Source organism: Nocardioides sp. SRI_004 (genome assembly GCF_057586415.1).
This window is the reverse complement of the sequence record NZ_JBYCZV010000026.1, coordinates 20,640-40,728: the sequence shown is the minus strand read 5'-3', so window position 1 is coordinate 40,728 and position 20,089 is coordinate 20,640. Positions and strand designations below refer to the sequence as shown.

Below are 20,089 nucleotides of genomic sequence, written 5' to 3'. Positions count from 1 at the left end.
TGCAGGACGTCGGTCACCTGCTGAGCCACGCCTCGATGGTCTTCCGCGTCTCGTTGATGTGGTCTGCCATCGCCGCCGCGGCGAGGTCGGCGTCCTTGGCCCGGATCGCGGCCAGGATGTCAGCGTGGTGGTCGTTGGCGTTGTCCTCGATGTGGCCGAAGATCGCGCCCACGGGGAGCCACATGCGCTGACGCCCTCGGGAGACGGCCTCGAGGAGCTGCTGGTTGCCGGACGCCTCGGCGATGCCGAGGTGGAAGGCGGAGTCGAGGAGCTGGAACTCGGTCACGTGGCCCGTGGCCCCGTCCTCGCGACCTGCCTTGATGGTCTCGTCCATCCGCGTCACGAGGTCGGCGAGCTTCGGCAGGTCGGCCGCCTTGCGCCGCTCTGCAGCCAGGCGCGCCGCACCGGACTCGACGATGACCCGGTAGTCGAAGGCGTCGCGGACCGCGATCTTGTTGCGCTTGAGCTCGTGACGCGCTTCAGCGGGGTCGTAGGTCGGTTCCAGGACGAGGAACCCGCCTCCACGTCCTCGGCGAACGGAGATCCGGCCCTCGCGCTCGAGCACGGCGATGGCGGCCCGCACGGTCGTCCGCGACACGTCGAGCATCTCGGCGAGATCGCGCTCCGCTGGCAGCCGGTCGCCGGGACGGAACTGGCCCGAGTCCATCGAGCGCCGGATCTGGTCCAGCACCAGTTCGTGCGCCGCGATCTGGCGGATCGGCCCCAGGTTCGGGTGATCGGACACTGACACCTCCTCGTCAGGCGCAGGCTACTCCATCACCGCCGCGCTGCCGCTGATCTGCTCCGCCGCCAATCAAATGGTCTATGGGTCTTGTCTTTAGTCCAATAGATCCGTAGGGTCCTCACCACAGTTCCCGCACGGCACCCAGTGGAGAAGCGATGTTCTACCCACTCACCATCCTCGACTTCCTCGATCGAGCGGTATCGGTCTTCCCTGATCGCACCGCAGTCCTCGACGAGCCGCAGGCGGCGGGCGCCTGGGAGCCGATCACCTACCGCGAGCTCGCCCAACGCGCTCGCTCGCTGGCTGCCTCGCTCGACGAGCTGGGGCTGCCCGAGGGGGCGCGCGTCGCCGTCCTCTCACAGAACTCGGCTCGGCTCCTGGCGGCGTTCTACGGGGTGAGCGCCTTCGGGCGTGTCCTCGTGCCGGTCAACTTCAGGCTCACGGCGGCCGAGGTGGCGTACATCGTGGAACACAGCGGCGCCGAGGTCCTGTTCGTCGATCCGTCGCTGCGCGAGGTCGCTGCCGAGGTGGGTTGCCGCCACACCTTCGTCCTCGGTGAGGACGACGAGCACCTGTGGTCGAACCCTGCAGAGCCTCGGCCCTGGGCGGGCGACGAAGGCGCCACCGCGACCATCAACTACACCTCCGGTACGACGGCGCGCCCCAAGGGAGTGCAGCTCACCCACCGCAACCTGTGGCTCAACGCGGTCACCTTCGGTTGGCACCTCGGAGTCGACGAGTCCGAGGTCTACCTGCACACCCTCCCGATGTTCCACGCGAACGGCTGGGGCATGCCCTACGCGATCACCGGGTTCGGCGGCGTGCACGTCGTGCTCCGCCAGGTCGACGGCGCGGAGATCCTGCGACGGGTCGAGGAGCACGGCGTCACGTTGATGTGTGCGGCGCCTGCGGTCCTCGCAGCGGTGGTCGAGGCGGCACGTCTCTGGCAAGGGCCGGTCCCAGGGCGGAACCGGGTCCGCGTGGTCGTGGCGGGAGCGCCACCGCCCACCCGCCTGATCGAGCGGATCCGTGACGAGCTCGGCTGGGAGTTCATTCAGATCTACGGCCTCACTGAGACTTCGCCGTTCCTGACCATGTCCCGGATGCGGGACGAATGGGCCGACCTGTCCGAGCAGGAGCAGGCGCGCCTGCTGGGACGGGCGGGCGCGCCGGCGATCGGGGTCCGGGTCGCGATCGCCGAGGACGGGGAGGTGGTCGTCGCGAGCAACCACAACCTCGACGCCTACTGGCGCAACCCGGAGGAAACCGCGAGGGCGCAGGAAGGCGGGGTCTTCCACACCGGGGACGGGGGAGCGCTCAGCGACGGCTACCTGACGATTCAGGACCGCAAGAAGGACGTCATCGTCACGGGTGGTGAGAACGTGTCGTCGATCGAGGTCGAGGACGTGCTCGCGGGCCATCCGGCCGTCCGGGAGGCGGCGGTGATCGGGATTCCCGACGAGAAGTGGGGCGAGCTGGTCACCGCGCTGGTCGTCTGCTCCGCTGACGTCAGCGAGGCCGAGCTCATCGCCCACTGCCGCGAGAGGCTCGCGGGCTACAAGACGCCCAAGCGGATCGAGTTCCGCAGCGAGCTGGCGCGCACGGCCACCGGGAAGCTGCAGAAATTCAAGCTCCGCGAGGACTTCTGGGGCGGTCGCACCCGTCAGGTGAACTGACCGCCCCCACCGGCGTGCCATGGGGCTCGCCTTGGCCGCAGAAAAGGCCGATTGACCCATTCAAATGGGCAGAAACGAGTGCGTTCGCTGCCCACTACAGGAAGGCAGCACAGTGTCTGGCACAGTCATCGTCACCGGCGGCGGCGGAGTCATCGGCCGCGCCATCTGCGCGCGACTCGCGGAGAGCGGCTACCGCCCGGTCGCCGCGGACCTCGAGTCGTCGGTTCCCGAGGGCGTCGACGAGTTCGCCCACCCCTTCGTCGTCATGGACGTCACCTCGACCGCGTCCGTTCAGGCCGCGGTGACCGCGGCGGTGCCGGCCGGGGAGGATCTCGTCGGGATCGTCAACTGCGCGGGCATCCTGCGTGACTCGTTCGTCGGTGAGCTCGACGAGGCCAAGCTCGACCTGATGTTCCAGGTCAACATCGCCGGCATGGCACGAGTCGTCGAGGCCGCGGTCGACCGGCTGGGCGAGGGTGGTTCCATCGTCAACATCGGGTCGTTGACGGGCCACTTCGGCCGGTTCACCGGTGCCTCGGTCTACGGCGCGACCAAGGCCGGCGTCGCGGCGTACACGCGCTATCTCGCCGCCGAGCTCGCCCCGCGGGGCATCCGCGTCAACAACGTCGCCCCCGGCGTCATCCGCGCGCCGATGAGTCCGTCCATGGCACGGGTGTCCGGTGGCGAGGAGGCCTCCGCCGCCCATGCGATGCTGCGCCGGATCGGTGAGCCGCACGAGGTCGCCGAGGTCGTCGAGTTCTTTGTGTCGCAGCGGTCGTCGTTCGTGACCGCGCAGACCCTCCTTGTCGACGGCGGTGTCGTCGCATGGTGACCGCGCCCGCCGTCGAGGTCCTCGACGACGAGATCGGCGTGGCCAACGCCGAGGCGTTCCGGCGCCTGGACGTGGCCGACCCGTGGGTGGTCGACGTCGCGACTGCCCGCGACGTGATCCCCGGGTACGACGACAACCTGGTGCTGACGTCCGGGGCGCCGATGCCGTGGACCGAGTACGTCGGCGGCCAGCGGGAGGCGTTGATCGGCGGAGCCCTGTTCGAGGGGCTCGCGGCGTCCCGCGACGAGGCAGTGGCGAAGTTCGCATCGGGTGTGATCCGGATCGGTGCCTGCCACGACTACAGCGCGGTCGGCTCGCTCGCCGGCATCTACACCGCCTCCATGCCGGTCTTCGTCGTGGAGAACCGCGCCCACGGAAACATCGGGTTCTGCAACTTCTACGAGGGCAAGGAGCCGCGTCGGCTCAACTACGGCTGTTACGACGAGGGCGTCCACGAGCGGCTGCTGCACGTGAACACCGTGCTGGCGCCGGTCGTCGGAGAGGCGATCCGGCGCACGGGTGGCGTTCCGCTCAAGTCGCTCATCGCGCGGGCTCTGCGCATGGGCGACGAGGTCCACAGCCGCAACGCTGCCGCTTCCATGCTGTTCAACCGCGAGATCCTCCCGGCCGTGCTCGACATGGTGCACGACGAGGTTCCCGGCGTGCGGGAGACGATGGTGCACCTCGCGGAGAACGACTACTTCTTCCTGCGTCTCTCGATGGCGGCAGCGAAGGTCACGGCGGACGCAATGGTCGTCCCGCGCTCCACCCTGGTCTCGGCGATGGCGTTCAGTTGCCGCGGCTTTGCGATCAAGATCGCCGGCCTGGGCGACCGGTGGTTCGAGGGTCCGCCGCCGGTCCACGAGGGCAAGCTGTTCGCCGGTCACGCGGAGGACGAGATCACGTGGATGGGCGGCGAGTCCCCGATCACCGAGACCGTCGGCCTCGGCGGCTTCGCCCAGGCCTGCGCGCTGACGCTGCAGGAGTACCAGGGCGGCTCGGCCGAGGTGATGATCGAGCGGAACCGGCAGATGTACGACATCACGCACGGCGAGAGCTCGACCTACCGCATTCCGCTCTTCGACTTCCGCGGCACGCCCACCGCCATCGACGCGCGAAAGGTGCTGGAGACGGGGACCACACCCGTCATGGACGTCGGACTGGCCGGCCGTGACGGCGGCCAGATCGGCGCGGGAATCATCCGGGCGCCTCGTGAGTGCTTCGAGGCGGCCATGGCCGCGTTCGAGGCATCGGCCTGACCGTGCCACCGGACGTGCCGCTCGCGCGGCTCGAGGTGCCCGATCTCGAGCACGGTCTCCGGGAGAAGCTCATCCGCGCGGACAGGCTTCGTCCCGGGGACCGGGCGGCGCACAGCACGACGATCTACGGCGTGTCGCTCTCGGGGGACATGACCGACACCGTCCTGGGTCACGCGGGCAACGGCTATCCGGACGCCTCCATCGAGCTCGACGAGCTGACACGGGTCTCCCTGCCATGGGCGGGCCTTGAGGCGGTCATCGGCGACGTCGTCGACCATCACGGGGATCCAGTCGGCGTATCGCCGCGGACGATGGTCCAGAACCTCGTGGAGAGGTTCGGTGCCCTCGGGCTCGCGCCAGTGCTCGGGTTCGAGTACGAGGTGTGGGTCTTCGAGGCGGACGCAGGCCGTGACCTGCCTCTCCCCGCCCGGCTCGCCCGGGCCGGCGCCATGTCCGACCTGGTTGCCGAGCTGGCGCGGCGGATGGCGGCGATCGGGCATCCGCTCTCGGCGGTACGGTCCGAGGTGCACGCTGGCTTCATCGAGGTCTCCATCGCCCACGGCCCGGCTCTCCATGCCGCCGACGGCGCGGCCCGGGCTCGCCGCTACCTTGCCGAGCTCTGCGCCGAGCGCGACCTGATCGCCTCCTTCATGGCCAAGCCCTTCGGCGGCCGTGAAGGTGCCGCGGGCCACGTCCACGCGAGCCTCGAGCGCGACGGGGTCAACCTCTTCGCCGGTGGCGAGCTGACGGCGGAGGCCGCCGGATTCGTCGCGGGTCTCGTCGACTCGCTTCCTGACCTGACCCTGATGTTCAACCCGCACGTGAACTCGTTCAAGCGGATCGACCCTCGGATGTGGGTCCCCACGAGCGCCTCGTGGGGCTACGACGACCGTCGCGCAGCTTGTCGGGTGGTGCTGCGTCCGGACGCCTCTGCCCGGGTCGAGCACCGGCGCGGTGGCGCCGATGCGAACCCCTACGTCAGCGCATCGGCCGTTCTCGCCGGTGGCATCGACGGCCTCGAGCGCGATCTCGCCCTCCCGCAGCCTCGCCTGCCGAGCCGCAGGACCGTGCCCGTCAGCCTGGGCGCGGCGATCGCGGCCTTCGAGGACTCGTCATTCGTCGACCGCCTCCTGCCGCGGCGGTTCGCGGAAGCCTTCGCGGCGACCCGGCGTGCGGAGCTGGCGCGCTACCGCGCGTGGCTCGACGAGAACATCACTCCCTTTGAGCTGGCGAGGCATGTCGAGCGGGCTTGAGCCCTTGACGTCCACACAAAAGGACGAAAGACTAGACCAAACAACCAACTACTCCGAATGGTGGTCACCGTGAAGCCACTCACCCCCAACCAAGAGCCGCTGGCCGGCCCGCACGACGTCGCGATCATCGGCACCGGCTTCAGTGGCATCGCCGCGGCGACGGCCCTTCGCAAGGAGGGCGTGCGCGACTTCGTGCTGTTCGAGCGCTCGGACGACATCGGTGGAACCTGGCTGGTCAACCGTTACCCGGGTGCCGAGGTGGACCTCGAGTCGCACATCTACTCCTTCTCGTTCGAGCCGCACGACTGGACCCGTACCCATGCGGACTGGAGGGAGCTGCTCGCCTACCTCCAGGGGGTCGCGCGCAAGTGGGGGCTCTACGAGCGCACCCTGCTGAGCACTGGCGTCGCCGACGTGTCGTGGGACGAGTCCTCGCGCACCTGGACCATCCGGGACGAGGCCGGGCGCCAGCATGGGCCCTTCAAGGCGGTCATCTCGGCGGTCGGCTTCCTCAACACGCCGCTGGTGCCGCCGTTCATGCGGGGCGAGACCGTCTTTGAGGGCGACTTGTGCCACACCTCGACCTGGCGTGACGAGCTCTCGCTCGAGGGCAAGGCCGTCGGTGTACTGGGCACCGGCTCGTCGGCAGTCCAGGTCGTCACCGAGGCCGAGCGCCAGGGCAGCTCCGTCAAGGTCTTCCAGATCGAGCCGAACTGGCTGCTGCCCAAGGGAGCCCGCGACTTCACCCCGGCGGAGCGCCGGTGGAACAAGCTCAAGCCGGTCTACTACTTCCGTCGCTACCGTCTCTACCTGGACTACGACCTGAGGCAGTACAACGCCAGCCATGCCCGTGTGGACGGCCGGGTCAACAAGAAGAGGCTGGCGGCGGCTCGGGACTACCTCCACCAGGAGATGGGCGACCGCCCGGAGTTGGAGCGGCTGCTGACGCCGGACTTCTCGGTCGAGGCGCGGCGCACCGTCATCAGCGACACCTACTACCGCAGTCTGCGCTCGCCCAAGGTGCAGCTGGTCCCGCATGCCGTCGCCGACGTGACGCCGAGCGGGGTCGTCGACGCCACCGGGGAGAAGCACGACCTGGACATCATCGTGCTGGCCACCGGCTTCGACGCGGCGAACTTCATCAGCACCTACCGCACGACCGGCGAGGACGGCATCGTCCTGCGCGAGCAGTGGGAGGGCGGCGCAGACGCCTTCCTCGGCGTGATGACGCCCAACTTCCCCAACTTCTTCATGATCTTCGGCCCCAACACCAGCGGCATCCCGTTGGTGACCTATTACGAGGCCCAGGCGCGGTTCGCGGCCAAGCAGGTGCGCCGACTCGCGTCCGGACAGGTCTCGAAGATCACGGTCAAGACCTGGCTCCACGACCTCTACAACCGGCGTCTCCAGCGGCGTCTGGGCAAGACCGTGTGGGGCGAGGTGGCCAACTACTTCCAGGGCACCAGCGGGAAGGTCGTCAGTCAGTGGCCGTACAGCCCGACGTCGTACCTGCTCGGGTTGCGGTTGGCCCGGTGGTTCGGGACGGACGCCGAGTGAGCGCGCTCGAGGGCAAGGTCGTCGTCGTCACCGGTGCCGCTGGAGCCATCGGCCGCGCGGCGATCACGGCACTCAAGGCCGAGGGAGCGGTGGTGACCGGGGTCGACCTCCGCGCCGCTGACGACACCGAGGCCGACCACTTCGTGACCTGCGACCTCACCCGGGAGGACGAGGTCGCGGACCTGTACGACGGCGTGGCGGCGCGGTTCGGGCGCATCGACGGACTGTTCAACAATGCCGGGGCCGCCTTCGCTGACGACGGCTCGACCCTCGACGTCGACGTGGCCGTGTTCGAGCGGACGCTGCAGGTGAACGTGACCAGCGTGTTGCTGTGCTGCAAGCACGGCATCCCGCACCTGGTCGCGGGCGGTGGCGGCTCCGTCGTCAACACCGCGTCACTGGTCGCCCGGATGGGCTCTGCGGTGTCGCAGATCGGTTACACCGCCTCCAAGGGTGCCGTGGTGGCCCTGTCGCGCGAGCTCGGCGTCGAGTTGGCGCGCCGGGGCGTGCGGGTCAACAGCCTGAGCCCGGGACCAGTTGCCTCGCCGATGCTGGAGGCGTTGTTCAGCGCTGACGATGTCGCACGGCGGATGGTGCACATCCCCGCCGGACGCTTCGGGACGGCTGAGGAGATGGCCCGGGCGGCTCTCTTCCTCCTCAGCGACGCCTCGAGCTTCGTCAACGGCATCGAGCTCGTGGTGGACGGTGGCATCTCAGCTGCCTACGTCACCCCGGAGGACTGACGACGACGTCAGTGCCTCGAAGCGCACCAGGGCCCGACCGGATGATCCGGTCGGGCCCTGGTCGTATGAGGGCGGGACTCAGGCCTTCGTGGGGACCGCGAGCTGCAGGATCTGCTTGCCGAGGTTCTTGCCGTCGAAGAGACGGTTCATGGTGGCGACGGCGTCGGTGACGTCGCCCTCGACCACGTCCTCGGCCCACGCCAGGGAGCCGTCCTGGACCCACTCGGTCAGTCGGCGCGATGCTGCGTCGAACTGGACGGCGAAGTCGGTGACGATGAAGCCCTTCATGGTGCAGCTGCGGACGGTGATCGTCGAGAGATTGGTGGGTCCGTAGGCGACGGCCTCGTCGGAGTAGCCGCTGGAGATGCCGCCGCACAGGACCACGGTGCCGCGCTGTGCGATGTTGCTGATGCCGGCCTCAAGAATCCTGCCCGCGACGTTGTCGAAGAAGATGTCGACCCCGTCGGGGGCGATCTCGGCGAGCCGTGTCGCAACGTCCTCTGACTTGTAGTCGATGACGTGGTCGAAGCCGGCGACCTCGCGCAACCACGCGCCCTTCTCGGCCCCGCCCGCGATGCCGATCGTGGTGGCTCCCGCGAGCCGGGCCAGCTGCCCGGCCACGGATCCGGTCGCGCCCGCGGCTCCCGAGACCAGGACGACGTCCCCGGGCCGCGGTGCGCCCAGCTCCAGCATGCCGAAGTAGGCGGTGAGACCGGTCGTGCCGAGGATGCCGAGCACGGAGGTCGGCGGTACTCCGTCAGGAACCCGGCGTGCGACCGGCTTGCTCGCGCTCGCCTCGCTGACGTGCTCGAGGTGGCTCAGGGTGCCCTCCTCGAAGGCGGCGAGGGCGTAGGTCTGCCAGCCGAAGTTCCCGGTGACCAGCGTGCCGACGCTCACCGCGTCGACGCCGGAGGCCACGACCTCGCCGACGGCGTGCCCGCGCATCACCTCACCGATGGGTACCGGGGGCGCGTACGACGGCCCGTCGTTCATCCAGCCGCGCATCGCGGGGTCGAAGGCCAGCGACAGCACCCGGACGAGAACCTCGCCGGGGCCGGGTGGGGTGGTGGGGACTTCCTCGAGCACGAAGTCGTCGAGGGTGGCGGTCCAGGTCGGACGTCGGCCGAGGAGCAGCCGGCGGTTCAGAGGTGTGGTCATGGAACGAACACTACGCCAATAGGTTCACAAAATCGACCAATTGTTCACGATGCGGGAGCGGGCGGCAAGGGAAGCCGTCGGTCGAGCGCCGACTATTTGGAATATTGCATGATCCTTTGAATGTTTCGTAGGCTACGGCCAATCGAGCGAAGGAGACGGCGTGCCGGGACCAGTCATGACGCGCCGGGTCGGGGTGCTCAGCCCGCGTTCCTCCCACCCCGACCAGCTGCTGGCGCACGCCCGGGCGGCGATCGACCACGGCAGGAGTGCTGCGCACGCCGGTGAGGTCACGTCGAAGATCCCAGCCCTGGCGGCGGTCGACCCCGCATCCTTCGGGCTGTCCGTGACCACCGTCGACGGCGCCGAGCTGGGTGTCGGCGATTGTGTCGTCCAGTTCTCGCTGCAGAGTCTCACCAAACTCTTTGCTCTCGTCGCGCTGTTGCGCGTCGAGCCGGAGGCCTGGGCGCACGTCGGCTGGGCGCCCACGGAGCTGGGGTACGGCTCGGTCGCGGAGCTGGAGCGTTCAGCGGGCCGACCGCGGAATCCGTTCGTCAACGCTGGCGCGCTCATCGTCACCGACCGCCTGCTGCACCACACCGGTTCGGCAGTGGAGACGGTCGCCGAGCTGGTGCGGGACCTCGCCGGCGATCCGGCGGTGGCGTCCGACGCCGCTGTCTCGGCCTCAGAGGCGGGGGCCGACCACCGCAACCGCGCCCTCGCCCACGTGCTGGCCGAGCATGGTCGTCTTCTCAATGACGTCGACGACGTGCTCGCCCACTACTACGCGCAGTGCGCGATCACCGGCTCGGCACTCGGCGTGGCCAGGGCCGGCCGGTTCCTCGTGGATCGCAGGCTGCACGGACGGGTCCTGGACTCGGACAACGTGCGACGCATCAATGCGGTGCTGCTGACCGCCGGGATGTACGGCGCCGCCGGGGACATCGCCTACCGGGTGGGCCTGCCCGCAAAGAGCGGAGTCGGCGGTGGCGTTCTCGCCGTACTTCCCGGCGTCGGGACCGTGTGCGCCTGGAGCCCGCCGCTCGATCGCGAGGGCAACTCCGTCGGTGGTGTTGCGGCGATCGAGCAGTTCTCCCGGACCTCCGGCTGGTCCGTCTTCTAGTCCCGCACCACCAGGAGGAATCCCTTGAACGCCTACCTCGATCGCCCGGTCGTCGGCATCACCTACTCGTCGCAGGACCTGGAGGACTTCGCCCTGTGGCGCAGTCTCTTCCACGGCTTCGTGGCGGCTGGTGCCACTCCTGTCGGGATCGACTGCGCTGTCGAGCAGCCCAGGATCGATGGCCTGGTGCGTCGCCTCGATGGCCTGGTCGTCAGCGGCGGTGGTGACGTCGACCCGGCGCTGTACGGAGGTGCGACCGATGACGAGCTCCTCCGGGGTGTGAACCACGCGCGTGACGTCGCCGAGCGAAGTGCCCTCGATGCGGCGTTCGCCTCCGGGATCCCGGTGCTCGCGATCTGCCGCGGCCTCCAGTTCGTCAACGTGGTTCTCGGCGGGACCCTCTACGCAGATCTGGCGCGCGACCGGCCCGGGCCGATCGCGCACCGCGCGGGGGAGGAGGTGCTCGACCGGGTCTGCCACGACGTGGAGGTGGAACCCGGCACGCTCCTGGCAGCGTGGCTGGGCGACGCCGGCACGATCGCCGTCAACAGCGAGCACCATCAAGGGATAAGGGATCTCGCGCCAGGTCTCACCGCCGTGGCGCACGCCCCCGACGGGCTGGTCGAAGCCGTGCAGCTCCCCGAGCGGCGGCTCGTCGGAGTGCAGTGGCACCCCGAGATCCTGTGGCCCAACGAGCCCTCGTCGCTCGACCTGCTCGTCGGCTTCGTTGAGGAGTGCGGGGTGCAGGTCAGGTCCGCGGCCCCGGCCTGAGCCAGGGCGATCACATGCCGAACGCAACGCGAAGGGCCGGGCAGCCTCGTCGCTTCCCGGCCCTTCTTTCCTGAGGTGCTCAGTCCTCCAGGATCTCGTCGTACAGCTCGGGGGAGGTGATCCGGGCGAACGCGGTCGTGCCGGCACCGACGGCGAAGGATGCCGCCAGGCCGATGCAGACCCAGTTCGCCGCGGTCTGTCCCCCGACGAGCAGATCCAGGCTGTCGAGCACCTTGTAGGTCACGAACGCCAGCGCGATGAACGCCAGGACCGGAGCGATCACCGAGTTCCAGACCGGGTCGGAGCCGTTGCCGCGCTGGTGGAAGGCGACCACCGCGACACTGGTCAGGAGCATGAGCACCAGGATGCCGAGGGTCGCGGCCCCCGAGAGCCAGGTGTAGATCTCGAGTACCGGCTCGAGGCCGGCCACCGTGAGCGCGGCGAGGATGGTCGCGGACAACCCGGTGACGACGACGGACGAACGCGAAGGTGCGCGGTGCGTCGGGTGGACCTCCCCCAGGGCGGCAGGCAGGACCCGACCATTGGCCAGGTTGAACTGGTACCGGGAGACCACGTTGTGGAAGGACAGGCAGCAGGCGAAGACGCTGGTGACCAGCAGCAGGATCACGGCGTCCTCGACGACGCCTCCGGCGTAGCGCTGGGCCAGCCCTTGCATGACGTTCGCCGGGTCGGCTCCGGCCGCCGTCGCGGCCTGGTCGGCGCCGAGTCCGTTCGCCATGGCGAAGGACGTGAAGGCGTAGAGGCTGCCGATGATCGCGATCGCGACGTACGTCGCCCGGGGGATCGTGCGTTCGGGGTCCTTGGCCTCGCTGCGGAACACAGCGGTCGCCTCGAAGCCGACAAAGGCGAAGAAGGCGAACATCAGTCCGAGCCCGGGGGCGCCGTCGAGGAGGTGGCTCGGGTTCAGCGGCTCGGCGGAGATCCCGTCGTTGCCGCCGCGCAGCAGGACCGCCAGGTCGATCACCAGCACCACGAGTGCCTCCAGCACCAGGGCGACGCCGAGGACCTTGGCGCTGACCTCGATGTCGCGGTAGCCGAGCAAGGAGATGATCGCTAAGAAGGCGAAGGAGCACAGCCACCAGGCGACATCGACGCCCAGGTACTGGTCGAGGGCTGCGGCAGCCGACGCACCGAGGAGTGCATACAGCGCGATCAGGAGGACGACGTACGACGCCAGCGCCAGCGATGCCGTACCGGCTCCAGCGACCTTTCCGAGTCCCGCCTGCACGTAGGAGTAGAAGGCGCCGGCGTTGCGCACGTGCCGGCTCATCAGGGTGAAGCCGACGGCGAACACACTGAGGACCGCGGCAGCCCCGATGAAGTAGAGCGGTGCGGTCGGGTTGCCGCTGAGTGCGAACACGAGCGGGATCACCGCGCAAGCGGCCCCGAGGGGGGCCACGGCGGCGACGACCATGAAGACGATCGAGCCGACGCCGAGGCCACGATGCAACAGTGCGGCCCGGTCGGCGGATCCGTCCAGGCCGGTCTGGGGTTCTCTCGTTGCGGACATGTCGCTGTGCTCCTTGCTCCTGCTCCGTGGGGAGCGGGGTGGATGGGATCGCTGCGGACCGCCCGAGCGGCGTAAGGTGCCGGAAGTGAGCGCGGTTCGGCTGAAGCTCCCCGGTGCGGGCGAGCGGCGGATACCATGTATTGCTCTATTGGTTTGATCTTCTGACCTTTTGTGATCTGTGTCAAGTGCGATCGAGCCACGATTCCAGCGTGGTCCGGGTGGCCGTGATGTGCTCGGACATCAGTGCCGCCGCGGCGTCACTCTCGCCGGCGCGGACCGCGTCGAGGATGTCGGCGTGCAGGTCGTTCGCGTTGCTCTCGAGGTGACGAAAGACCGATCCCACCGGTGTCCACATGGCCTGACGGGCAGCGGCCACCTGCTCGACGAGGTGCTCGTTGCGCGAGCAACTCGCCAGCGCGAGGTGGAACCCGTTGTCCAAGGCCTGGAACTCACGGACCAGGGAGGTGCTGGGTCGCCGTCGCTCTTCGCGGATGACCTGCTGCATCCGCCCGAGGCGGTGCTCGAGCGCGATGAGCTCCTCGTCGGTGCGGCGCAGGGCGGCGAGGGCGACGGCACCGGTCTCGACGACGAGGCGCAGGTCGAACAGGTCGCGAATCGCACGTCGGTTGGCGCGGATCTCTCGCCGCGTGGCGGGCGAGTCGTGGTCCGGCTCTAGAACGGTGAAGCCGCCGCCGCGCCCGCGGCGCACCGACAGCCGGCCCTCGCTCTCGAGCACCGCTGCCGCTGACCGCACGGTGGTCCGTGAGACCTGCAGCATCTCGGCGAGCTCGCGCTCGGACGGCAACCTGTCGCCGGGCCGGAACTGTCCCTGGTTCAACGAGCGTCGCAGCTGGTCCACCACCAGCTCGTGAGCGGCGACCTGACGGACCGGGGCGAGGGGGCGGTGTTCCGTCATGAGCGGCCTCCGGTAGCTGCCCGTTCGCATCGGCGTGCGGCGGGTGGAGACATATTAGGTCTAATGAGTGTTCCAGTCAGCCTTTTTTGACGGAAGTCACGTCGACTCGTTGACAGTCCGCGCCGAGCGACCTACCGTTTAGGTCTACTTGCTGGACCAAACAAGCGGGTCCGGAACCTCCTGAGGAGCTGTCATGACCCTTACGTCTTCGTCGTTCGCCGGCTCGGTGGCCATCCCTGGTCCCGACGGACTGAGCTACGGCCCGATGTCGCTGGACCAGCTCCGTGCCGAGGCGAGCGCGGGGCTGGTCGACGGGATCATGCTGATCACGCCCGACAACAGCGGGCGCTGCCTGGCCGAGCGGGTTCCGACCCAGCGCTTCCTCAAGGACTACGACGAGGTGGGCGCGTTCAAGGTGCCGCTCATGCTGTGGGGCATCGACATCGAGCAGATCGTCCGCTCCGGGCTCGACCACATCGGCGGCATGGGCGCGGGCGTTCCGGACGTCCCGCTCGTCCCCGACATGACCACCATCCGCCGGTTGCCGTGGCTGCCGACGACCCCGGTCGTCATCTGTGACCCCTTCGCGCCCGACGGTGCCCCGCTGGCCTTCGCTCCGCGCCAGATCCTGAAGCGGCAGCTGGAGCGGCTCGAGAGCCTGGGTGTCACGATCCAGGCCGCGACCGAGCTCGAGTTCTACCTGTTCGACGAGTCGTACGAGGCGGCGTGGAATGCCGACCACAAGGGCTTGACGGCGGCGAGCCGCTACCACGCGGCGTACGACGCCGTCGCGGCGATCAAGGCCGAGCCGTTCGTCAACGAGGTGATCCGCCAGATGGACCTCGCGGGCGTCGAGACCGAGGGCTACGCCCACGAGTACGGCTACGGTCAGCAGGAGATCAACCTCCGCCACGCAGGCGCCCTCGAGATGGCCGACCGGCACTTCCTCTACAAGTTCGGCGTGAAGAGCATCGCCGCCCGGATGGGCGTCTCGGCGACCTTCATGGCGAAGTGGGCCATCGACGGCGACGGCAGCTCCTGTCACATCCACACGAGCCTCTGGGACGTGACCGGCACGACGCCGATCGGTGATCAGCGGGCCTTTGACGGCTACGTCGCCGGCGTTGCCGAGGGGATGGCCGGAGCGACGCTGATGTACGCCCCGACGCTCAACTCCTACCGCCGCTTCCAAGCGCACTCCTTCGCGCCGACGGTGATCGCGGTCGGCGACGACAACCGCACCTGCTCCCTGCGCCTCGTCGGCGAGGGCTCCACGCGCCGGGTCGAGAACCGAGTCCCGGGGGCGGACGTGAACCCGTACGTCGCGCTGGGCGCCATGGCGGCCTCCGGCGCGAACGGGATCGAGGCCGGGCTGGCCATGCCGCCGGTCGAGACCGGGAACATGTACTACCGCGACGACGTGCCCACGCTGGCCACCTCGCTGCCTGCCGCCATCGAGCTGTTCGCTACCAGCGAGAGCCTGAGGTCGGGCCTGGGCGCCGACGTCCACCAGCACCTGCTGGATCTCGGGCGCGACGAGGAGCTCGCCTTCCTGACCGAGACCGTCACGGACTGGGAGAAGCGCCGGTTCTTCGAGCGCGCCTGATGACGGAAGCCGTCACCCGGCACAGCGACCTGCTGGGCCATGACGTACGGGCCGATCCCTGGCTCGGGCAGGGGCGCTCGTCGTACGCACTGGCCGGTGAGGCGCTGCGCGAGCACCGCATCGGCGATGCCATCGCGCTGGCACGGATGACCGCGCAAGAGGCACAGGAGGCGTACGACCTCTATGCGCTGTGGCTGGTCCAGCTCCCCGAGCTGCTCGACGATCGCGGCGTGCCCGGGGTCGATCTCAGCCCGGCGCGGGTGACAGCCCAGGCGGTCGCGGACGCGTTGCACCAAGGCTGGGCGGAATTCCGGGCCATGGTCGACGAGGTCGTCGCGGTTGCGAGCGTGCGGCCGGGTGACGCCGGACGCTTGCTCGAACGCGCCCGCTCGACGTGGCTGACCGTGCACGACCCCGCGACCGACCAAATCGCCGGCCTGCTCGCCCTCGGCTCTCGTCATCTCGGCGAGCAGTCCGTCGGCGCCCTCTGGGACGCGCTGCTCGGTCACTACTACGACGCGATCGCGGACCGGTACGACCTCACGGTGCACCCGTGGTCCCGGTCGGTCGAGCGACTCGCCCTGGACATCTTCGAGGCCGTCCGCGGTCACCTCACCGGACCCGAGCGCGACGGCTCCTTCGCGGTCAGGGAGGAGCCCGACCGCTGGGTGCTCGAGTTCGCTCCCTGCGGATCGGGAGGACGTACCTACCGGGAGGCGGGTGACACTGGCCGCGACGAGCGCGAGTTCACCGACGGCGAGCACGACTGGGCGTGGCGCACTCGCGGCGTCTGTCTCTACTGCGTGCACTGCTGCCAGCTTCAGCAGCGTGCACCGATCGAACGGATCGGCATTCCGCTGAGGGTCATCGAGCCGCCGGTGCGCGCCAGTGCTGAAGGGACGGGACGCGAACGGTGCCGGTGGTCGATCTACAAGGACCCTGCGCTCATCCCTGCCCAGGCCTGGTCCGACGTGGGTGCGACCCCGCCGCCGGGGGCGCCTGGTCAGCCCGAGCCGGACGCGGACCAGCGCAGGCCGTAACGCTCCGCCCATACGGCGGCCTGGGTGCGGTTGGTCGCCCCGAGCCGGCGCAGGATGTGCTCGATGTGTGTGGTCACGGTGCGGGGAGCGATCACGAGATCGGCGGCGATCTCTGCGTTCGACATGCCGTCTCGCATCCGGGCGAGGATCTCGAACTGTCGGCGGCTGAGCCGGGCGAGCTGGAAACGCGTCATCGTGTCCACCCATTCCGTGAGGACCGGGCGTGCGCGCTCGACGAGCTCGAGGGCGTCGCTGTCCATGTGGTCGCGCCGGGTGCTGACATGCAGCATCCCCACCACGGTCTGCTCCGCGGTGGCGAGCGCGACCGATATGCCGTTGTGGAAGCCGGCCGGCTGGTAGACCGCCTGCGCCTGGTAGGACTCACGAAAGCCGGGGATGTCCTCCCACGAGTGGATGCGCCCCGCGCGCGCCAGGATCTGTTGCACCCCGGGGGTGTGTCGGGTGTAGCGCGCGCTGGCGTGCTGCTCGAAGGTGGTCGGGTCGTAGCCCACGTTCAGGACCGGGACGTGCGTTCCGTCTTCCGGAGAGATGCCCATCAGCCCGACGGCGTCGGCACCCGTGCGGTGGACGAGCGACTCGGCCAGCAAGCGGCAACGCGTTGTTGCGCGTGTCTCGAGCGCATCGGCGAGGAACTCGTGACAGGAGTGATCCACGTCACTCAGTCTATAGGGCCAATGTTTCAACCGTTAGTCCTTTCGGTGACGATTTTGCCTTCGGCCTGACTCGTCCTGGAGCGAGTTACGTACTTCGGCCGATGTCGCCGCTCCCCTCCGTGTTCCTACGCTCGCCGCTCACGGATGCCGGGTCCGCAACAACGACCTGGAAGTAGCGAGAGGACACCGCTGTGCGGACGATAGATCTCACCGGGAAGCGCGCGATCGTGGTCGGAGGAGCGACCGGCATCGGTCGTGCCAGTGCCTGGGCGCTGGCCGAGGCAGGTGCCGAGGTGGTCACGCTCTCGCGGCGCGACGAGCCCCTCGCCTTCGAAGGCTCCTCCGAGGTGGCCGCGCGCATCAGCCACCGGGCGCTCGACATCTCCAGGACCGCGGACGTCCCGCGAGTCTTCGGCGAACTGGAGGCAATGGGCGCGGTGGACATCGCAGTCCTCAGCGCCGCCGTGATCGAGGCCGCGCCGGTTGACGCGTGCGAGGACGACCTGTGGCGCCGCCACATGGACGTCAACGTCGACGGGATCTTCGCGTGCACCCGTGCGTCGGTGCGCCACATGCTGACGCGTGGCACCGGCAAGGTGGTGGTGATCGGCTCGGTCTCTGGCATGGTCGGCAACGCCGGCTTCTCCGCGTACTGCGCGTCGAAGGGGCTGTGGGTCAACCTGGTCCGCCAGATGGCGCTCGACTGCGCCCCGCGTGGCGTCAACGTCAACGCGGTGCTTCCCGGCTTCACCAGCACCGAGCTCGCCGACCTCTACGACGAGCAGACGAAAGCGACCATCGCCGCCGCCGTTCCGGTCCGCCGGTGGGCGGCACCCGCTGAGATCGCCGACGCGGTCCTGTTCCTCTCATCGCCGATGGCCGACTACGTGCACGGCGTGAACCTCCCCGTCGACGGCGGCTACCTCGCCGCCGGCCCGATCTGACCCTCCGAGGAGATCCCATGCGCAACCCCGATGTCCGCGCCTACACCGACCGCCTCTCCTACGAGCGCGGCGACCTGCTCAGCGTCCACGTCCAGGCCGCTGGTCCGGTCGACGTCCGCCTCGTCCGGCTGCGGAGCTCGTCGGCGAACGACAGGTCGCTCGACCAGGCGGTGTCGTGGTCCGCCGCCGGCAGGTACGACGCTTCGGACCAGCCGACGTGCGTGGGCTCGTTCCTGCACGGCGCCCCGGGGTCCCTCGCCCGTGCCAACGCGCCGGCGACGACATTGGGCGCGTTCGTGTGGTCTGGCAACGTCGCGGCGCAGCCCGTCCAGACCCTGGTTGCCCTGGCGGACGGCCTCGCGCTTCAGTTGATCGACGGCGAGCCGGCGCTGGTCGACGGCGACGTAACCCTGGTCGCCACCGGCCGGCGCCTCGAGAACCACCAGTGGCACCTCGTCGCGGGCATGGTCGACGGGGCGACGGCGACGGTGGTCGTGGTGCCGGTCGACTCCCTCCGCGGCGCGGCAGCCGTCGCGCGCACAGGTCGTGCCGGCCGCCCGGTCGACCTGACGCGACACATCACTGTCGCAGGCCGGTCGGGGCGCGCGGTCGAGGTGGTCGATCAAGGTACGTGCGGGCTCGCCGACGAGCTGTTCACCGGCAAGATCGAGCGGCCGTTCGTGTGCGCGGCCGCTCTGACCGAGTCCGACCTGGAGGACGTCGCTGCCGGCCGACGGGACGTGGCTACCCTCGACCTCGTCGCCGGCTGGGACCTTGCCTTCCAGCACGGCGACGACCCGGCCGAGGCCCGCCCGCTCGCGCCCGGCCAACCCGCAGGCAGGCTGGTCAACGGTCCCGCCCGGGCGGTCACGGGCCGGACCTTCACGGGTCGCTGCCTCGACTTCACGAGGGTGCCCGACCAGTACGCCGCCGCACACTTCCACGCGACCGACCTCGTCGACGCCCGCTGGGCCCCGGTGGTGGCAGCACCCCTGCCCGCGGACCTGTCCAGCGGCGTGTACGGCGTCGTCGTCAGCAACGAGGACGGCGAGGACGTCGTCCCGATCACGGTCGTGCCGAAGCAGGACGACCCGCGCCAGAAGGTGCTGGTGGTCCTGCCGACCTTCACCTACCTGGCCTACGCCAACGAGGCGCTGTTCAACGGCCTCGACGCCTCCGCCATGACCGACCAGGAAGTCGTCGTCGCCGACGAGGACCTCGCTCACGTGGGCGATCCGTCGTACGGCCTGTCCATGTACGACCACCACCCCGACGGAAGCGGGGTGATGCTGTCCGCCGCCCGGCGACAGATCGTCAACATGCGCCGTGGCTACCGGATGTGGATCGTCGGTGCAGGTCGCGCCTTCTCCTCTGACATGTACCTCGTCGAGTGGCTCGCGCGACGAGGCATCGACGCCGACTTCGCCACCGACCACGAGATCCACCTCCGCGGCGCGGACTACCTGCGTCCGTACGCCGCCGTGATCTCCGGCTCACACCCGGAGTACACGTCGGAGGAGATGCTGGACGCGTTGACCGACTACCGCGGCGGCGGTGGTGGCCTGCTCTACCTCGGCGGCAACGGCTGGTACTGGGTGACCGGCGTCCTGTCCGATGCACCGCTGGTGGTCGAGATCCGGCGCGGCCAGGCGGGGGTGCGGTGCTGGGAGTCGCTGCCGGGAGAGGTCGCCCTCATGTCCACCGGGCTCCCCGGTGGGCTCTGGCGCCACCGCGGCCGGGCACCGCAACAGCTGGCCGGCGTGGGATTTGCCGCCCAGGGCTGGGGACGCTCGGAGCCCTACTACCCGTCCGATGCTGCGAAGGACCCCGAGCACGCCTGGATCATGGCCGGAGTCGACGAGGACCCGATCGGTGCCTATGGCGCGGTCATGGGCGGAGCCGCGGGCGACGAGATCGACCGCGCCGACGTAGCGCTGGGCACACCCCCCGACGCGGTGGTGCTGGCCTCGTCGCGCGATCACACCAACTTCTACCAGCGGGTCGTCGAGGAGATCGCGATGAACCTGCCCGACCACGGAGGCGGTCAGCAGGATCCCGAGGTCCGTGCCGACATCGTCTACTTCCGCACCCCGGGCGGAGGAGAGGTCTTCTCGACCGGATCCATCGCATGGTCCGGCGCCCTGCTGCACCACGACGGTCGCAACGGCGTCTCCCGGATGACCGAGAACGTGATCCGTGCGTTCGTCGCCCGTCGCGAGGCCTGAGATGGGTCAGCGGAACACGTGCCCCGAAGCGCCTGACCT

At 69.4% G+C, this 20,089-nt stretch carries 17 protein-coding genes; 12 read left to right on the top strand and 5 right to left on the bottom strand.

The genetic code is table 11. The features are described from left to right. Positions 1-13 precede the first annotated feature (13 nt). Positions 14-745 carry a FadR/GntR family transcriptional regulator gene (locus AC2YHB_RS24360; RefSeq protein ID WP_207007333.1) on the bottom strand — a complete coding sequence of 244 codons (732 nt, stop codon included), beginning with the start codon at positions 743-745 and terminating at the stop codon, positions 14-16. Positions 746-900: 155 nt separating this feature from the next. Here AC2YHB_RS24360 and AC2YHB_RS24355 point away from each other — a divergent pair, with 155 nt between their 5' ends. From AC2YHB_RS24355 to AC2YHB_RS24330, 6 genes are all read left to right on the top strand, one after another. After that, the gene (locus tag AC2YHB_RS24355; RefSeq protein WP_179648373.1) at positions 901-2,421 is read left to right on the top strand and encodes an AMP-binding protein; all 1,521 of its coding nucleotides are present in this window, start codon (positions 901-903) and stop codon (positions 2,419-2,421) included. Positions 2,422-2,533: 112 nt separating this feature from the next. Continuing rightward, entirely contained in the window at positions 2,534-3,253 is a 720-nt protein-coding gene (locus AC2YHB_RS24350; RefSeq protein ID WP_179648372.1) for an SDR family NAD(P)-dependent oxidoreductase, read from the top strand. Next, positions 3,247-4,512 carry a YlbE family protein gene (locus tag AC2YHB_RS24345; protein WP_179648371.1) on the top strand — a complete coding sequence of 422 codons (1,266 nt, stop codon included), beginning with the start codon at positions 3,247-3,249 and terminating at the stop codon, positions 4,510-4,512. Before AC2YHB_RS24350 ends, AC2YHB_RS24345 begins: the two co-directional genes overlap by 7 nt. 2 nt (positions 4,513-4,514) lie before the next feature. Next, positions 4,515-5,765 (top strand): glutamine synthetase family protein, encoded by a 1,251-nt coding sequence (locus AC2YHB_RS24340; protein WP_179648370.1) that lies wholly within the window; start codon positions 4,515-4,517, stop codon positions 5,763-5,765. A 69-nt stretch (positions 5,766-5,834) separates the two neighbouring features. Further along, the gene (locus AC2YHB_RS24335) at positions 5,835-7,322 is read left to right on the top strand and encodes a flavin-containing monooxygenase (RefSeq protein ID WP_207007328.1); all 1,488 of its coding nucleotides are present in this window, start codon (positions 5,835-5,837) and stop codon (positions 7,320-7,322) included. Further along, positions 7,319-8,065: an SDR family oxidoreductase gene (locus AC2YHB_RS24330; protein ID WP_036549249.1), complete on the top strand. Its 747-nt coding sequence runs from the start codon at positions 7,319-7,321 to the stop codon at positions 8,063-8,065. The genes AC2YHB_RS24335 and AC2YHB_RS24330 overlap by 4 nt, the downstream gene beginning before the upstream one ends. Positions 8,066-8,143: 78 nt before the next feature. On the opposite strand, the gene AC2YHB_RS24325 is transcribed toward AC2YHB_RS24330, so the two are convergent. Beyond that, entirely contained in the window at positions 8,144-9,223 is a 1,080-nt protein-coding gene (locus tag AC2YHB_RS24325; protein WP_036549247.1) for an NADP-dependent oxidoreductase, read from the bottom strand. 175 nt (positions 9,224-9,398) lie between these two features. On the opposite strand from AC2YHB_RS24325, the gene glsA reads away from it, so the two are divergent. Together glsA and AC2YHB_RS24315 are read left to right on the top strand one after the other, a co-directional pair. Continuing rightward, positions 9,399-10,343, top strand: a complete 945-nt coding sequence (gene glsA / locus AC2YHB_RS24320; protein WP_179648369.1) for a glutaminase A — start codon at positions 9,399-9,401, stop codon at positions 10,341-10,343. 24 nt (positions 10,344-10,367) lie between these two features. Beyond that, positions 10,368-11,114: a gamma-glutamyl-gamma-aminobutyrate hydrolase family protein gene (locus AC2YHB_RS24315; protein ID WP_179648368.1), complete on the top strand. Its 747-nt coding sequence runs from the start codon at positions 10,368-10,370 to the stop codon at positions 11,112-11,114. 79 nt (positions 11,115-11,193) lie between these two features. On the opposite strand, the gene AC2YHB_RS24310 is transcribed toward AC2YHB_RS24315, so the two are convergent. Continuing rightward, on the bottom strand, positions 11,194-12,645 hold the full coding sequence (locus tag AC2YHB_RS24310; RefSeq protein ID WP_179648367.1) for an APC family permease: 1,452 nt from the start codon (positions 12,643-12,645) through the stop codon (positions 11,194-11,196). Positions 12,646-12,826: 181 nt separating this feature from the next. After that, positions 12,827-13,561 (bottom strand): FadR/GntR family transcriptional regulator, encoded by a 735-nt coding sequence (locus AC2YHB_RS24305; protein WP_179648366.1) that lies wholly within the window; start codon positions 13,559-13,561, stop codon positions 12,827-12,829. Positions 13,562-13,754: 193 nt separating this feature from the next. On the opposite strand from AC2YHB_RS24305, the gene AC2YHB_RS24300 reads away from it, so the two are divergent. After that, positions 13,755-15,167, top strand: coding sequence for a glutamine synthetase family protein (locus AC2YHB_RS24300; RefSeq protein ID WP_179648365.1), 1,413 nt, complete (start codon positions 13,755-13,757; stop codon positions 15,165-15,167). After that, positions 15,167-16,207: a hypothetical protein gene (locus tag AC2YHB_RS24295; RefSeq protein WP_487354763.1), complete on the top strand. Its 1,041-nt coding sequence runs from the start codon at positions 15,167-15,169 to the stop codon at positions 16,205-16,207. Before AC2YHB_RS24300 ends, AC2YHB_RS24295 begins: the two co-directional genes overlap by 1 nt. On the opposite strand, the gene AC2YHB_RS24290 is transcribed toward AC2YHB_RS24295, so the two are convergent. After that, complete coding sequence (locus tag AC2YHB_RS24290) at positions 16,171-16,881, bottom strand: response regulator transcription factor (RefSeq protein WP_179648363.1); 711 nt, start codon at positions 16,879-16,881, stop codon at positions 16,171-16,173. The genes AC2YHB_RS24295 and AC2YHB_RS24290 overlap by 37 nt on opposite strands. A 191-nt stretch (positions 16,882-17,072) precedes the next feature. Here AC2YHB_RS24290 and AC2YHB_RS24285 point away from each other — a divergent pair, with 191 nt between their 5' ends. After that, a complete protein-coding gene (locus AC2YHB_RS24285; RefSeq protein WP_179648362.1) occupies positions 17,073-17,825 on the top strand; it encodes an SDR family NAD(P)-dependent oxidoreductase in 753 nt (250 codons plus the stop codon). 17 nt (positions 17,826-17,842) lie between these two features. Then, complete coding sequence (locus AC2YHB_RS24280; protein ID WP_179648361.1) at positions 17,843-20,050, top strand: N,N-dimethylformamidase beta subunit family domain-containing protein; 2,208 nt, start codon at positions 17,843-17,845, stop codon at positions 20,048-20,050. The last annotated feature ends 39 nt before the right edge of the window (positions 20,051-20,089 follow it).